The organism is Streptomyces anulatus (assembly GCF_014650675.1).
GTDB lineage: Bacteria > Actinomycetota > Actinomycetes > Streptomycetales > Streptomycetaceae > Streptomyces > Streptomyces anulatus.
The window spans coordinates 247,087-262,844 of the sequence record NZ_BMVK01000011.1; the positions used below are offsets into that span (position 1 = coordinate 247,087).

Sequence of the window (15,758 nt, forward strand, 5' to 3'; positions counted from 1 at the left end):
CGAACCCGCTACGGCAGCGCTTACATCGACGCCGACAGGAACCGCGCTTCTTCGTATGCCGGACAAGAGCAGTCCCCTACCTCGTGAGTGGGCGGAACGGGCGACAGATAGTCACTCCGCGTATGCGACCACACGGGCAGGGGACACGACATGGGCCCCAGGACCCAATACCGGGCTCAAAGCCCGTACACACCGGCCCAGTTCAGCCAACTTGCCCCGATCACGACCTGCTTGCCGCCACCCCGGGGGCGCCTGCCGACCAGAAGTCGGAGTGGATGTTGGGGCGGGGGATGAACTCCACACCGTCGTACAGGGGGGCTGTCGCCCGACTTGTGGAGTCGGCCACTTCGGACTCACGAACACATGGCGTGTCTACTTGAAAGAAGGCTTGCCCCTTGCCTCCGATGCGGAGCCTCACCCCGAATCCGTCCCTCGTTCGGGCATAAATGGCCGGAAATTCCGCATCGTTATTGATAGCCGTCATGCGATATCCACTCCTGCGCCAAAACCGATCCACCACCCCTAAGAGATTCCCCCTCCTCGCGGCGGAAATATCGGTCATGACGACGCGCCTGCGTGACACATCGCAACTACCCACGGTCGTGGGGCCATGCGTCCACCGCAACTCCGGACGAATCTCCAGGAGCACGGAATCGAGAATCTCATCCGATCGTTCCGCAGCAGCTTGCATATCCATGGCTGAATCCCTACTTGCTGAACACCCGACTACTGCCAGAGCGATACACCCGGCGACCATCACAGAAACAATTGGACGCTTCAACGCGCACTCTCCTGCTTAACCCTATGGCCAGCCCCTGCGACAACCATCGCGATGCTGTCAGCCGACGCGGAATCCAGCTTCGGATCGAAATACTGCGAGTGCGCGTCGATCGAAACGCGACCAAGACCGACCACCGGCGGCCCCGGATCCGCCGCGAAGCGCCGCGCACCAAACTCTTCACTTGCCGGATCTTCCCCGAACCACAGGCCTTCTCCCCTCGGATGAACCATGTCTACTGCCAGTGCCCCCGCCGGCCCGAGCGCCCTCCCCGCCGCCTCGAGCAACCCCCTTTCCTTGGACGGCAGGTGGGTCACCACGTCATTCTCTGCGGCACCAACAAATACGTGATCCCTCCCCACCTTGAGATCCTCCGCACGGTCCACGCCAATCCCCGGGCTGCCGACCAAGACGATGTCATCGACCCCAGGAATCCCATCACCTTGCTGCGTGGCGGCTCCGACTGTCCTCGAACCGTACGAGTGCCCGATAGCCGTCATGTGCGGGTCACCGTGGTCATTCGATGCTGCCAGCCCGGACATGAACCCGCGGAACGCTTGCCCACCGTTCTCCGCTCTTTCGGTGCCGGCGACAGCCAAGCTGCTCATCCCGTCCGGACTCTGAGGTGCGTCATACCCCAGCCAAGCAATCGCCGCAGTGGATTCGTCAATCTCCCTCGCCGCCATGGCCGTGTCACGAGCCCGCTTCAGATCCCCCTTCGCGAACTCCTCATCCAACGAAGTATTCAACCCCGGAACATAAGCCGCCACATTCCGCGCCGTATCAGGATTCCCATACGACACGATCGCCCGACCATTTCCCTGATCCCCGATCCCGAGCAGGTACATCGGCGGCTCCCCCGCCCCCGGCACCACCCTCAACTGCCGGTCGATCTCCCGCAGCGCCGCGAGCTTGGTCGCCGAATCCCCGTCGTCGCGCCCCTCCAGCTTTCCCATCAGCAGCTGAAGGTTGTCCCGGTTCGCCGCGTCCCGCACGAGTGCCGGGATCCCGTCCAGGTTGCCGATCCGGTCCGGGTACACCGCGAGGTACTCCTCGCGCTGTTCGTCCGTCAGTCCGGCCCACCACGCCTTGCGCTCGGCCGGACTGGCATCGTGCGGGATCGCGTTCCTCAGGTAGCTGCCCGCCGCCTGCCGCACCGCCGCCGCGTCGGCCGCGGCGTCCTTCCACGTCGCGGCCGGGACGCCCAGGCCCTCCTGCGCCTTCAACGCCCGCAGGATCCTGGCGTACCGCCAGTCCGCGTCGGCCGCCGTCCGTACGGCCTGCGCCACCCGGTCCGCGATGTCCTGGGCCTTCCCGGCGTTCGGGTTGGGCGCGACGAGCCCCGAAGGGGTGACCATGCCCGGGTTCGGAACCCCGGACGCCGTCCCGCCCGCCAACGACTTCCCGTCGACCAGGCCCTCGCCCGCCGCCGGATACGTCACCGACCCATCCGCGTGCACCGTGAACCTCAGCGCCGCCGCATCGTCCAGCGCCCCCTGCAGCACCCGCTGCTGGGCCTTGATCTCATGGGCCAGGCTGTTCAGCGTGGTCCGCAGCAGCCCGCACTCGGTATAGATGTACTGGAAGTTCGCCCCCAGCCTGCGCAACCGCCCCACGGCCGCGCCGACCGCCTCGCCCTTCTGCGTATCGTGCATGCCGGGCAGGAGCTGACCCTCGATACGGTCCCGGGCCGCGTCGGCACGGTTGCTCACCCGCCCCCAGCCGTCCGCCGCGTCCTCCAGTTCGGCGCACTTCACCTCACGTAACGCGGCCCAGGTCAGGGCGGAACCCGCAGCAGCGCTCCCTCCGCTCACCACGCGCCGCCACCGCCCGGCGTCCTCACCCCGTCGAAGCCGCTCTTCACCGCCTCGTTGACTTGCGCCTGCCCCCGGACGACCGCCCTCAGCTTCCCCGCGAGGCTCCCGCACTCGCCGCGCGCGTCCTCGATCCGGCGCTCCCACGAGGCGCGCACCGCGCTCAGTTCGGCCAGCGCGGCCAGTGCTCCGGCCCCGGCGATCAAGCCCCGGTGCGCCGCCTCCAGCTCACTCCTCACCGGGCCGAGATGCGTGACCAGCCGGTCGGCTCCACCGGCGGCCCGCAGCCACGGACCACCGCTGTGCCGAAGGTCCTCACCCCCGGCTGCCCCCGTCGGCCCGGCCGTCGCCCCCAGCCGCTCCCAACCGTCGTTCGGCTGCCCCACCACGGTTACTCCGCCCACACCGCTCACCCCGTTCCTCTTGATCGTGGAGCGGCACTGTGCCAAACCCGCGTTACGCGACATGCCGTACGCAAACCCGCCGGGCACCGGCTCCGTACCCACCTGGCCCCGTGGATCCCGGGCGGGCAGAGCGAGGTCGCCACCTCCTGCGGAGCCGCGCGGTTCACCCGAACGAAGGGGGAGCCGAGCGCAGCCCTCTCACCGGCATCCGGCCGGGCTCCGCTCACCCCCAGCGCACCGTTCCCCAAGCGAGCCTGACGAAGCATCGAACAAGGGGCCGACCGGCGCACCGACGGCTCTCGAACGGCGCATGCGAACACGCCGTGCCCCGCGAACGCCACAACCGCATCAGGAACCCATGGCCACCGTCGTTGCTCCTGGTCACAGCCCGTGATACACAGAGTAACCAGGCATATGCGTGACGAGCCCGAACGAGCCGCAGGTCAGGGCGGCCGCCCCGGTCAAACGTGCGAGATCCGGGTAAAGAGACCCGGGAAGGCGTCGTGCGAGCGCGGTTTCATCAGCGAAGATAGAAGGCGACCCGTGCCGGACGGCACGGGCAGCGAACTACCCAACAGGGGCGGTGACTTACATGATCCTGGCAGCAGAGAAGGGCGACATCACCACCATCATCGGCGGAATCGCTCCGGACTGGGGGCCGTTCGGGACGCTGGGCAACGAGGCGCGCATCATGATCGAGGTGGTGATGGCCATCGCCATTCTGCTCTGCCTCGGCATCGCGATCTGGGGCGCGGCGAAGCAGCGCATCGGAGCGACGGCACTCCGCGACACGTTCAGTGCGGAGCAGGGCAAGGGCCTGATCGTGGCAGGACTGACAGGGGTCTTCATCATCGGATCCCTGGGGACCCTGTTCACCATCGTGTACGGAATGGCCGTCTGACCCACCGTCGGCCATGTCGATGCGGGCCGTCCCAGCCCGCTCCCCACCATCCGCCCGTCGTGCCCACCGGCTGAGGTTGCGTTTCCCTGATGTCGAGTCACCACACCGCGCTCAAGCGGCAACCAGCACAGCTACCGTCGTCCTGCGCGGATCCGCACACGACCGAGGGAGCGAACGCGGCATGAGTCCCGGTGACGAGCACGACTACCGCGGCAAGGAGCAGGGGGGCCGCACGGACGACCCGTACAGCACCCTCGGCGGCACCCGTCAGACCCGCACCCGTCTCCCCGACGGCGACCCGGGCCACCCTCACGCGCGCCGCCCCGTCCGCAACTCCCGCTCGCTCGTGACGATCACCGGCATCGTGGTGCTCCTCGTCGCTGCCATCGCCTTCGCCAACCGCGGCGGCGGCAGCGACGACGACGCCTCCCCGGACGCCAAAAAGCCCGGAACCGCAGGAAGCGCGCCCACCGCGGCCACCGGCACCAAGCCCGTCCAGGGCAAGAACGGCACGATCGCCTCCGGCTTCGCCCACGACGAGCAGGGGGCGCAGAGCGCTGCGGCGAACTATGCGGTGGCGCTGGGGTCTGCGGAGATGTTCGACAAGACCAAACGCGACGGCATTCTCGACGCCGTCATCGCGCCGTCATCGCTCAACCGCTTCCGGACCACCCTCGACAAGGCATACTCCGCGAACTTCTTCCGCAATGTCGGACTCAACGGCGATGGTTCCACGCCGGAAGGCTTCACCTTCATCTCGCGCACCGCACCAATCGGCACCAAGGTGACGAGAGCGACGCCTGAGCAAACCACGGTTGAAGTCTGGTGCACCGGTCTGATCGGGCTCGCAGGAGAAGGCTCAACGAAGCCGGTGACCGATGGGTGGTTCACCATCACCGTAGAACTGGTGTGGGTGAATGGCGATTGGAAGGCCGCTACTCACTCTCAGAAGGACGGCCCGGCCCCCGTGGGCGGAGATACCAGGGCTTCCAGCGCCGATGACATCGCCAACGCGGTCAACGGGTACGGAGGGTTTACTTATGCCCGGTAGTCCACGTCGCAGTGCAGCCTCGATCGTTGCCCTGTTGGCATCTGCCCAGGTCGCCGCAGTCTCCTTCGCGAGCCACGCAACAGCAGCTCCGACACCCACTCCGAGCCCGAGCCCGAGCACAAGTAACGATCCCTGCGACTTGATCCACGGCCCCGCCAAGGACTACTGCGAAGGCGGCGAAGGAGCCGGTTCACGCACCCAGGACGTTCCCTCCACCGACGCCCTCGACCCCCTCTCCTCCCTGGCCCGAGGCTGCGCCGACGCCGCCTCCTGGATCGTCGGCAAGCTCAGCGAGGCCGTCGAGTCCACGGCCAACGTCGACTTCACCAACCCCAAGTTCCTCCAGCAGTACGCCGTCATCTTCGCGGCCTCCACCATCCTCACCCTCGTCCTCTGGCTCCTCGCCGTAGCCAAGCGAGCCATCCGAGGCGTCCCCCTCACCACCGCGATCTCCGAGGCCGTCGGCTTCCTCTGGCTCACCGTCCTCGCCTCGGCCTTCACCCCGCTGATCCTCTACACGATCGTCTCCGCCACCGACGGCGTCACCGAGGTCATCTCCTCCGCCACCGGCGGCCAGACCGACGTCTTCTTCGGCTCGTTCGCCGAAGCCCTCAAGAAGGGCGAAGACATCGGCGGCGGACCGATCATGCTGATCGTCGTCTCGCTCGTCTCGATCCTCGCCGCCGGCATCCTGTGGCTGGAGCTCGTCATCCGCGCCGCCCTGCTCTACGTCGGCGCGCTCCTCGGGATCGTCGTCTACGCCGGCCTCGTCGACAAGAACATGTGGGGCCACGTCCGCCGCTGGGCCGGCATCATGATCGCGGTGATCATGGTCAAGCCGGTCATCGTCATCGTCCTCGGCCTCGCCGGAGCACTCTCCGCGGGCGACGGCCCCGACGCCTTCTCCGCCGTCGTCTCCGGCCTCTCCATCATCCTGCTCGCCATCTTCGCCTCCGCCATGATCTACCGCTTCGTCCCCGGCTTCGGCGACGAGATCCAGGGCGCCCGCACCAACCGCAAGCAGGCCACCGACGGCGCCCAGGCCGCCGCCCTGATCAGCTCCCCGGCCGCCCTCGTCTCCCAGGGCATCAAGACCCACAGCGGCCGCAACGACCAGAACAGCGGCGGAGGCGGAGGCGCCCGCCCCGCCAACCCGGCCAGCGGCGGCGTCGCCGCCCACAGCTCCCGCACCACCGGCGGAGGCGGCGGAGGCGGCGGATCCGCCGCCCCCTCACCCCGCAGCGGGTCCGCACCCACCTCCGGGACCCCCCACAGCAGCCGCTCCTCCCGAGGCGGAGGCGGCTTCGGCACCACAGGTAACTCGAGCACAGGAGGTGGAGGGCGTTGACGACCCAGTCCCACACGATGACGCCCCGCCGCACGTATCTCATCGGCCGCGCCCGGCCGAACGCGATCGTCGGCAAGAACCGCGAGACCGGCGAGATCGCCCTGATCATCGTCGGCGCGTTCCTCGGGATGATGAGCGGACTCCTCGTCCCGGTCCTCTCCCTCCGCATCGTCTGCCTCGTGGGCTTCCCGATGCTGGCCCTCGCCATCGTGTACGTCCCGTACAAGGGCCGGACCTTCTACAAGTGGTTCGAGATCAACCGCAGCTTCAAACGCTCCCTGCGCCGCGGCACCGCCTACCGCTCCACCGCCATGGAAGCGGGCGTCAGCAGCGACGGCCGCGAGGTCGAGATCGGCCCGCCCCCCGGCATCGGCCGGATCAGCTGGCTCGCCGCCCCCTTCGGCCCAGACGAGATCGCCGTGCTCCTCCACGCCGACCGCCGCACCGTCACCGCGGCCATCGAGATCGAGGGCCCCGGCGTCGGCCTCCGCGACAGCGAGGACCAGGAAGCCCTCGTCGACCGCTTCGGCACCCTCCTCAAGCACGTGGCCAACGGCGACGGCTTCGTCACCCGCCTCCAGATGCTCGCCCGCACCCTCCCCGCCGACCCCGACGCCCACGCCAAGGACGTCGCCCAGCGCGGCGACAAGGCGTCCCCGGGCTGGCTCCAGGAGTCCTACGACCAGCTCCAGTCCATGGTCTCCACCTCCAGCGAGCAGCACCGCGCCTACCTCGTCGCCTGCATGCACTACGGCCGCGAACTGGCCGCCGAGGCCAACGCCATGGCCCGTGCCGCCCGCCCCCACGGCGGCCGCAAGCTCGACCGCGACGCCGGCCTCGCCGTCGTCATGGCCCGCGAGCTCACCGACATCTGCGCCCGCCTCGCCGAGGCCGACATCCGGGTACGCCAGCCCCTCGGCCAGAGCCGCCTGGCCTCCCTCGTGCACTCCATGTACGACCCCGACCACCCCATCGACCACATCCAGGCCATGACCAAGCGCAACGCCTGGCCCGCCGAACTGGACGCGGTCGAGCCGACGTTCCTCCAGGCCAAGACCCGCGAGTCCACCACCCGCGCCCCCTGGTGCCACGCCACGGCCTGGGTGAAGGAATGGCCGATGACCCCCGTCGGCGTCAACTTCCTCGCCCCGCTCCTCGTCCACACCCCCGACGTCATCCGCACCGTCGCCGTCTGCATGGACCTCGAACCCACCGAGGTCGCCATCGAACGCATGCTGACCGAGAAGACCAACGACGACGCCGAGGCCAGCCGCCAGGCCAAGATGAACCGCACCGTCGACCCCCGCGACATCGCCGCCCACGGCCGGCTCGACCAGAGGGGTGAAGATCTCGCCAGCGGTGCGGCCGGAGTGAACCTGGTGGGGTACATCACGGTGTCGTCCCGCTCCCCCGAGGCCCTCGCCCGCGACAAGCGCACGATCCGCGCCTCGGCCGGCAAGTCGTATCTCAAGCTGGAATGGTGCGACCGCGAGCACCACCGGGCCTTCGTGAACACGCTCCCGTTCGCCACGGGCATCCGCCGCTGACGACCTGACGGCGTCAGGCCGGCAGCCGCCGTATCGACAACCGCTCCACCACCCGATCGATCACCGCACCACCACCACCCGCAGGAAGAACCGCAACAAGAGAGGGCACCCCCACCATGCGAGACCCCCTGTCCGCATTGTCGGATGCCTTCACCTCCTTCCTGTTCGGCAAGGTGGAGACGACCCGCCTCCCCGTCCGTACGTCGACGGGCCAGGCCCAGGCCGTCTACCTCCCCACCGCCGCCCCCGGTCTCGGCGACTCCGGCGTGATCATCGGACGCGAGGTCTACAGCGGCAAGGGCTACATCTACGACCCCTTCCAGCTGTACGGGCAACAGCTCCCCGCCCCCCACTGGCTGGTCCTCGGCGAGTCCGGCAACGGCAAGTCGGCGCTGGAGAAGACCTACGTCCTGCGCCAGCTCCGCTTCCGCGACCGCCAGGTCGTCGTCCTCGACGCCCAGGGCGAGGACGGCGTCGGCGAATGGAACCTCATCGCCCAGGAGCTGGGCATAACCCCCATCCGTCTGGACCCCACCGCAGCGCTCAACGGCGGCATCCGCCTCAACCCCCTCGACCCCTCCATCACCACCACCGGCCAGCTCGCCCTGCTCCGTACGATCATCGAAGTCGCGATGGGCCACGGGCTCGACGAGCGTTCCGGCTTCGCCCTGAAGGTGGCCCACGCCTACGTCACCGCGACCATCACCGACCGCCAGCCGGTCCTGATGGACATCGTGGAGCAGCTGCGCCACCCCGAGCCCGAGTCCGCCGAGGCGATGAACGTCGACATAGACGATGTACGGGCCTGGGGCCTGGACGTCGCCCTCGTCCTGGACCGGCTGGTCGACGGTGACCTGCGCGGCATGTTCGACGGCCCCACGACCGTCGGCATCGACCTCGACGCGCCCCTCATCGTCTTCGACCTCTCGCACATCGACCGCAACTCGATCGCGATGCCGATCCTGATGGCGATCGTCGGCGTCTGGCTGGAGCACACCTGGATCAGGCCCGACCGCAAGAAGCGCATCTTCCTGGTCGAAGAGGCGTGGCACATCATCAACTCCCCCTTCGTCGCCCAGCTCTTCCAGCGCCTCCTGAAGTTCGGACGCCGGCTCGGCCTCTCCTTCGTCGCCGTCGTCCACCACCTCAGCGACGTGGTGGACGGAGCCGCGGCGAAGGAAGCGGCGGCCATCCTCAAGATGGCCTCCACTCGCACGATCTACGCCCAGAAATCGGACGAGGCCAGAGCGACCGGCCGGGTCATCGGCCTGCCCCGCTGGGCCGTCGAGATCATCCCGACGCTCACGCCCGGCATCGCCGTCTGGGACGTCAACGGCAACGTTCAGGTCGTCAAACACCTGATCACCGAGGCCGAACGCCCCCTGGTCTTCACCGACCGCGCCATGACCGAGGGATCGACGGACGACCTGCTCCCCGAGGACATCCGCGCCGCCGAACTGGAGGCGGAGCAACGGGCGGCCCGGATCGAGCACCAGCAACGGATGAACGAGTCGTCAGAGTCAACGGTGGCATGACATGGCACGCCAGGCAGCGCGGGGCCGGGGCCCGGCCCATCACGACGGACACGACCGGCCCCAGGGCGGCGGCGGCATCCCGGACGGCCTGCTGATCGGCCTCCTGGGCCTCCTCTTCGCCGCCACCCTGGTCGCCTGGACGGCCACCGGCCTCGCCGGGCTCTTCGCCCACGGGGCCTGGCCGGACGGCGTGACGTTCACCCGGTCCCCGCTCGCCCTGCGCGAACTGGCCACCGCTCCCCAGGACCTCGCCGCCGCCTGGCCGGGGACGCCCCCGGCCCAGCTCTCCGGGTACGGCCTGTTCTGGGGCCTGTTCATCGGCGAGCTGATGGTGCTGGTGGTCCTCGCGGTGTTCACGCTCGGCGTGGTGGCCCGTGGCCGTGCCGTACGAGAACGACGCCGCGAGGAACGAGCCTTCGGAACGTACGAGAAGCAGCCGGCCCCCAGAGGAACGGCACCAGCGACAACGCCGACACAGACACCGGCCGCAGCACCAGCACCAGCACCCGACCACACCGCCGAAAGCACCCCCGCACCCCCTCCCTCCAAGGGAGACCCACACCTCACCCCCGAGGCACACGCAGCACACGCGGCACAGCAAGCACCCCAGACACCCCTGACACCCCTGACACCTCAGGGACCGACCGTCCCCGGACTCCACGACACCCCCGGGACCTCTGGGGAGTCCCCCGGAATCACCCCGTCCTCCCCCCTCCTCCTCCCCTCCCCCCGCACCCCCCTCCTCGTCTACGCCCCCGCCCCCGCCCGGCGCCCCACCGTCGTCCGGGCCGTACACGACGCCGAGGGCCCCGTCCTCGTCGTCACCTCGGACCCCACCGTCTGGGCCGAGACGAAAGACGCCCGCGCCAAGCTCGGCCCGGTCCTCGTCTACGACCCGGGCCACCTCTGCGACACCCCGGCCCGCCTCCACTGGTCGCCCACCGAGGGCTGCGAGCTCCCCGACATCGCCGCCGCACGCGCCGCCGCCCTGCTCGCCCCGGTACGCCCGCAGGCCCGGATCGACGCGGCGGTGGCCGACACGGCGCAGACGCTCCTCCAGTGCTGGCTGCACGCCGCCGCGGTGGACGGCCGCCCCTTCCGCCAGGTCCTCCGCTGGGCCTCCGGGTCCGGCGCCCACGAACCGGTACGCCTCCTCCGTACGCACCCCAAGGCCGCGTCCGGACTCGCCGGGCTGCTGGAGTCCGCCCTCACCGCCTATCCCGAACGACGCGAAGTGGCCCAGGAACTGACGGTACGGGCGTTCGCCGCACTGTCCACGGTGCACATCCGCGAGGCCTGCACGGCGAACCGAGCCGATTCCCTCGCGCTGGAATCTTTTGTGGACGAAGGGGGAACGCTCTATCTGGTGGGCGAACCCATCGAGGATCCCCGCTCCCGCCCCGGCGCGATGCCCCTCCTCACCGCGCTCGCCGCAGACGTGGTCGAGCACGGCCGCCGCATGGCCGCACGGTCATCCGACGGTCGGCTCGACCCACCAATGACGCTCGTCCTCGACGACGTCGCGGCCGTGGCGCCCCTCCCCCAGCTCCCGGAGCTGCTGACGACCGGCCAGCACCGGGGCATGCCCGCCCTGGTGCTGCTCCGCTCCCGGGAACAGGGACGGGCCCGCTGGCAGGAACGCCTGCACGCTCCGGCCCCGGGCGCCGGCTAGACGAAAGCCCCCGGCGCGCCCGCCACTACCCCTCGCGCCCGAGGACGTACTCCAGCTCCAGCTCGCCCCGACCGCCCGGGGCCGGAATCCGCTGCCCGGAGGGGACGAACCCGAACCGCCGGTAGAAGGCGGCGGCCCGCGGGTTCTTCTCGTGCACATAGAGGCGCACCCGCTCCAGCCGGGGCGAGGACAGCGACCAGGCCCACGCGACGGCCTCCCGGAACAACGCGTCCGTCACCCCGGTCCCCCGGACCTCGGGCCGGACGAACACACCGACCAGGTGCGCCTGGTCCACCGCAGCGGCCTCCCCGAAGCGCACATCGTCCTCCGGACTCTCGACGAGCACGGTGACCGACCCCACCCACACCCCCTCGGGCGACTCCGCGACGAACTGCCGGACACGACCGCCCCCGTCCTCGGCCGCGGCGGCGGCACGCTCCCGCCAGAAGTCGTCCGGCTTCGCCACGGCCTCCTCGTACGACTCCAGGAACGCCACCGGGGCCGCCGGGTCCTTCAGAGCATCCAGCCGCAACTGCCTGACCTGCGGCCATTCGTCGGCCCGCGCCGCACGCATCACATAATCCATGCCCCGATCCTCACCCCCGCCCGCCCCACGTTCAACCGACTAACCCCAACGCCACCACCAACAACGCCACCGCCCAACGCGTCGCCCCACCCCCACAAGGCGACCGCACCGGCACCCGCAGGCACACCCGCCCCCGTCGTACCCCGGTACTACACCCCGGGCCCACCTCCAGCCCCCGGTCGGACGACCGCGCCGAGCCGGCTCCGTAGCGTCGACCGCATGATCAAGGCACACGGACTCACCAAGCGGTACGGCGACAGAACCGTCGTCCAGGACCTCGAATTCACCGTCCGCCCCGGCACGGTCACCGGCTTCCTCGGCCCCAACGGCGCCGGGAAGTCCACGACGATGCGCATGCTCCTGGGCCTCGACGCCCCGACGCGCGGCAACTCCACCGTCAACGGCCGCTCCTACGCCACCCACCCCGCGCCCCTCACCCAGGTCGGCGCCCTGCTGGAGGCCCGGTCCGTCCACCCGGGCCGGTCCGCCCTCAACCACCTGATGGCCCTCGCCCACACCCACGGCATCCCGCGCCGCCGCGTCGAGGAGGTCATCGACCTCGCCGGGCTGACCGACGCCGCCCACCGAAGGGTCAAGGGCTTCTCCCTCGGCATGGGCCAGCGACTCGGCGTGGCCGCCGCACTCCTCGGCGACCCCGCCACCGTCATCCTGGACGAACCGGTCAACGGGCTGGACCCCGAGGGCGTCCTGTGGATCCGCACCCTCCTCACCTCCCTCGCCGCCGAAGGCCGTACGGTCCTCGTCTCCTCCCACCTGATGAGCGAGATGGCCCTCACCGCCGACCACCTGATCGTCATCGGCCGAGGCAGGCTCCTCGCCGACACCACGGTGGACGAGCTGATCCGCTCGGCGGGCGGGGCGTCCGTCAAAGTCGTCACCCCGCAGCCGGACGAACTGGCCGCCCGCCTGAAGGACCCGGGCGTGACCATCACCGAAGCCCCGGCCCACGAACTCCGGATCCGAGGCGTGGACGCGGCGCACATCGGAGGCGTGGCCGCCGCGCACGCGATCACCCTGCACGAACTCACGCCCCAGACCGTGTCGCTGGAGCAGGCGTTCATGGACCTCACCCAGGAATCGGTGGATCACCGGCCGCAGCAGCGGACACCGGCGACTCCCACCCCTTCCCCTCTCACCGGAGCAGCAGCATGACCACGCCCCACCCCACCCTTCGCCCCCCGAGCCCGATCACACCGGCATCACCGCCATCACCGCCCTCACCCTCATCGCAGTACCGCATCACCGCACCCCGGATCCTGCGCTCGGAATGGCACAAACTCCACTCCCTGCGCTCCACCTGGATCACCGTCGTCTCGGCGGTCGTCATGGTCCTGGGCGTCGGCCTGATCATGGGCGGGACCTACACCTCCGGCGGCGGGGACTCCGACGTCGACACGATCGTCCTGACCCTGTACGGAAGCATGCTCGGCCAGTTGTGCCTGATCGTCCTCGGCATCCTGATGACCGCCGGCGAGTACGCGACCGGCATGATCCGCTCCTCGCTCACCGCCGTACCCACCCGGCTCCCCGTCCTGTGGGCCAAGGCCGCAGTGTTCGCCGCCACCGTCTTCACGGTCATGTTCGCGACGGCACTGATCACGTTCGCGGCGGCGCAGGCCTTCCTCCACGACACCGACCAGGCCGCCTCCTTCACCGACCCGGGCATCCTGCGCGCCCTGGCGGGGAACGCCGGGGCCCTCACCCTGCTGGGCCTCATCGCTCTCGGCCTCGGCGCTCTGCTGCGCTCCGTGCCCGGTGCGATCGGCGCGTTCATCGGCGGGGTCATGATCCTGCCGGAGATCCTCGGGATGCTCCCGTACGACGCGGTCGAGCGCGCCATCATGTACTTTCCCACCCAGGCCGCAGGTGCCCTGGGCTCCGCCACCCCCATCCCGGGGACCGTCTCCCCCGGCCCCGCCCTGCTCGCCCTGTTCCTGTGGGCGGGCACGACACTGGCCGCGGCAGCGCTGGCGCTCAACCGCCGCGACGTCTGACGCGACGTCTGACGCGAGGAGAACGACGAGGTGACGGACCACCCCCGGGCCGCCGGCACGCCCCCGGCACCCGAAGCCACCACAGCACCGCCCCCGCCCGCCGACGGCACCGACCCCGGCGGCACGGCACCCCTCACCCGGATCATCCGCGGCGCCCTGGACCGCCTCCGCGCCTTCGACCGACGCCGGCCACGGGTCTGGGACGCGGCGGTGACCGCGTTCTGGGCCGTGGCGGCGGTGCTCGACTACACCTCCGGCGGCTGGCGGACCGTCGCGGACGACGACGTCACGGCAGCCGAACCGCTGGTCCTCCTGATGAGCCTCTGCTTCTCGCTGCCGCTGCTGTGGCGCCGAACGCACCCCATGGCCGTACTGCTGCTGATGGCACCGGCGTCCCTGCTGAACATCTGGACGGGCGCCGTGGTCCAGGCCGCACTCCTCCAGCTGATCCCGGTGTTCCAGATCGTCCTGCGCTCCTCCTTCCGTACGGTCGGGGCCGCGGCTGCCCTGTTCGTCGCCCCGGTCCTGGCCATCGGCGTACGCATCGCCTCCACCTGGGGCCAGCAAGTGGTCTCGTACGTCTGGGGCCTGGTGTTCGTCGTGCTTCTGGGGATCGCGGTACGCACGCGCCGCGAGTACACCGAAGCCCTGGTCGAGCGGGCCCACCGGCTGGAACACGAACGCGACCAGCAGGCCCGGCTCGCCGCCGCAGCCGAACGCACCCGTATCGCACGGGAGATGCACGACATCATCGGCCACAACCTGTCCGTCATCACGGGCCTGGCGGACGGCGGGGCGTACGCGGCCCGGAAGAACCCGGAACGAGCGGGCCAGGCACTGGAAGCCATCGGCGCCACCAGCAGGCAGGCCCTGTCCGAACTCCGCCGCCTCCTGGGCGTCCTGCGCGACGACCACCCCGAGGCCGAACGCGCCCCGCAGCCGACCCTCGACGAACTGGTCCCCCTCATCGAACGCGTACGCCGAGCAGGCCTGCCCGTCCACCTGGAGCTCCACGGCGAACCCCGCGCGCGGTCGCTCACCCCGGGCCGCCAACTCACCGTGTACCGGGTGGTCCAGGAAGCCCTCACCAACACCCTCAAGCACGCCACCGGGCCCACCTCCGCGACGGTCACCCTCACGTACACACACACGCACGTGGACGCCCATATCACCGACACGGGCACCGGGTCCGGCCCGACCGAGGACGCGGAGGAAGCCCCACTACCGGCCCAGGGCATCATGGGCATGCGGGAACGCGCCGCACTGTACGACGGCAGTCTCGACGCGGGACCGCTGCCGAACGACGGCGGATGGCAGATACGGCTCCGCCTTCCCCTGGAGGACACGCGCCCGTGACGACGGTACTCATCGCCGACGACCAGCCGATGCAGCGCTTCGGCTTCCGCATGCTGCTGGAGAGCCAGGACGACATGACGGTCGTCGGCGAGGCCGGCAACGGCAACGAGGCCGTCCACCTGGTCGCCCGCCACCACCCGGACGTCGTGCTGATGGACATCCGCATGCCGGGCCTGGATGGCATCGAGGCGACCCGGCGCATCATCGCCTCGGGCGCCCGCACCCGGATCCTGATCGTCACGACGTTCGACCTCGACGCATACGCCTACGACGGCCTGCGCGCCGGAGCCAGCGGCTTCCTGGTCAAGGACGCCCTGCCCGAAGAACTCCTCGCCGGCATCCGCGCGGTGGCCGCCGGGGACGCGGTGGTCGCCCCGACCCTGACGCGCCGTCTCCTCGACGCCTACGTGCACCACCTCCCGGTCGTACCGGGCGCACCTGCCGCGTCGGACCCGCGCATCACCGCACTGACCGAACGGGAACGGGAGATCCTCACCGTGATCGGCCAGGGCTGGTCGAACACGGAGATAGCCGCCCGCCTCCATCTCGCCGAATCCACGGTGAAGACGCACGTGACCCGCATCCTCGCCAAAACAGGCGCGAGGGACCGCGTCCAGGCGGTCATCCTGGCCTACGACACCCGCCTGGTCACCCCGATGTAGGCGGTACGTGGACGGTACGGAAGGCATCGGGCCCGGAACGCAGAAAAGCCCCGCACCAGAGGTGCGGGGCTTTCCCGGAAAAATTGTTC

The 15,758-nt window shown here is 70.0% G+C and carries 14 protein-coding genes; 10 read left to right on the forward strand and 4 right to left on the reverse strand.

Features of this window, described 5'->3' with window-relative positions:
• Window positions 1-220: 220 nt before the first annotated feature.
• From IE272_RS38865 to IE272_RS26060, 3 genes are all read right to left on the reverse strand, one after another.
• Complete coding sequence (locus IE272_RS38865) at window positions 221-697, reverse strand: hypothetical protein (protein WP_229897647.1); 477 nt, start codon at window positions 695-697, stop codon at window positions 221-223.
• Between the two features lie 80 nt (window positions 698-777).
• Complete coding sequence (locus IE272_RS26055) at window positions 778-2,592, reverse strand: alpha/beta hydrolase (protein ID WP_190008241.1); 1,815 nt, start codon at window positions 2,590-2,592, stop codon at window positions 778-780.
• Window positions 2,589-3,005, reverse strand: a complete 417-nt coding sequence (locus tag IE272_RS26060; RefSeq protein WP_190008209.1) for a hypothetical protein — start codon at window positions 3,003-3,005, stop codon at window positions 2,589-2,591. Before IE272_RS26060 ends, IE272_RS26055 begins: the two co-directional genes overlap by 4 nt.
• 583 nt (window positions 3,006-3,588) lie before the next feature.
• On the opposite strand from IE272_RS26060, the gene IE272_RS26065 reads away from it, so the two are divergent.
• From IE272_RS26065 to IE272_RS26090, 6 genes are all read left to right on the forward strand, one after another.
• Window positions 3,589-3,897, forward strand: a complete 309-nt coding sequence (locus IE272_RS26065) for a DUF8827 family protein (RefSeq protein WP_003968086.1) — start codon at window positions 3,589-3,591, stop codon at window positions 3,895-3,897.
• 181 nt (window positions 3,898-4,078) lie between these two features.
• Entirely contained in the window at window positions 4,079-4,948 is an 870-nt protein-coding gene (locus tag IE272_RS26070) for a DUF8175 domain-containg protein (RefSeq protein WP_190008211.1), read from the forward strand.
• The gene (locus IE272_RS26075; RefSeq protein WP_190008214.1) at window positions 4,938-6,296 is read left to right on the forward strand and encodes a hypothetical protein; all 1,359 of its coding nucleotides are present in this window, start codon (window positions 4,938-4,940) and stop codon (window positions 6,294-6,296) included. Before IE272_RS26070 ends, IE272_RS26075 begins: the two co-directional genes overlap by 11 nt.
• On the forward strand, window positions 6,293-7,843 hold the full coding sequence (locus tag IE272_RS26080) for an SCO6880 family protein (RefSeq protein WP_050356873.1): 1,551 nt from the start codon (window positions 6,293-6,295) through the stop codon (window positions 7,841-7,843). Before IE272_RS26075 ends, IE272_RS26080 begins: the two co-directional genes overlap by 4 nt.
• A 116-nt stretch (window positions 7,844-7,959) precedes the next feature.
• Entirely contained in the window at window positions 7,960-9,378 is a 1,419-nt protein-coding gene (locus tag IE272_RS26085) for an ATP-binding protein (RefSeq protein WP_050356874.1), read from the forward strand.
• Window position 9,379: 1 nt separating this feature from the next.
• Entirely contained in the window at window positions 9,380-11,050 is a 1,671-nt protein-coding gene (locus IE272_RS26090) for a type IV secretory system conjugative DNA transfer family protein (RefSeq protein WP_190008217.1), read from the forward strand.
• Between the two features lie 25 nt (window positions 11,051-11,075).
• On the opposite strand, the gene IE272_RS26095 is transcribed toward IE272_RS26090, so the two are convergent.
• Entirely contained in the window at window positions 11,076-11,636 is a 561-nt protein-coding gene (locus IE272_RS26095; protein ID WP_056700053.1) for a GNAT family N-acetyltransferase, read from the reverse strand.
• A 219-nt stretch (window positions 11,637-11,855) separates the two neighbouring features.
• Here IE272_RS26095 and IE272_RS26100 point away from each other — a divergent pair, with 219 nt between their 5' ends.
• Genes IE272_RS26100 through IE272_RS26115 form a run of 4 tightly spaced genes read left to right on the forward strand, consistent with a single transcriptional unit; the run spans window position 11,856 to window position 15,669 of the window.
• On the forward strand, window positions 11,856-12,809 hold the full coding sequence (locus IE272_RS26100; RefSeq protein WP_190008219.1) for an ABC transporter ATP-binding protein: 954 nt from the start codon (window positions 11,856-11,858) through the stop codon (window positions 12,807-12,809).
• Window positions 12,806-13,651: an ABC transporter permease gene (locus IE272_RS26105; protein ID WP_056700058.1), complete on the forward strand. Its 846-nt coding sequence runs from the start codon at window positions 12,806-12,808 to the stop codon at window positions 13,649-13,651. The genes IE272_RS26100 and IE272_RS26105 overlap by 4 nt, the downstream gene beginning before the upstream one ends.
• Window positions 13,652-13,681: 30 nt before the next feature.
• Entirely contained in the window at window positions 13,682-15,007 is a 1,326-nt protein-coding gene (locus IE272_RS26110; protein ID WP_190008221.1) for a sensor histidine kinase, read from the forward strand.
• A complete protein-coding gene (locus IE272_RS26115) occupies window positions 15,004-15,669 on the forward strand; it encodes a response regulator (protein ID WP_050356880.1) in 666 nt (221 codons plus the stop codon). The genes IE272_RS26110 and IE272_RS26115 overlap by 4 nt, the downstream gene beginning before the upstream one ends.
• Window positions 15,670-15,758 lie beyond the last annotated feature (89 nt).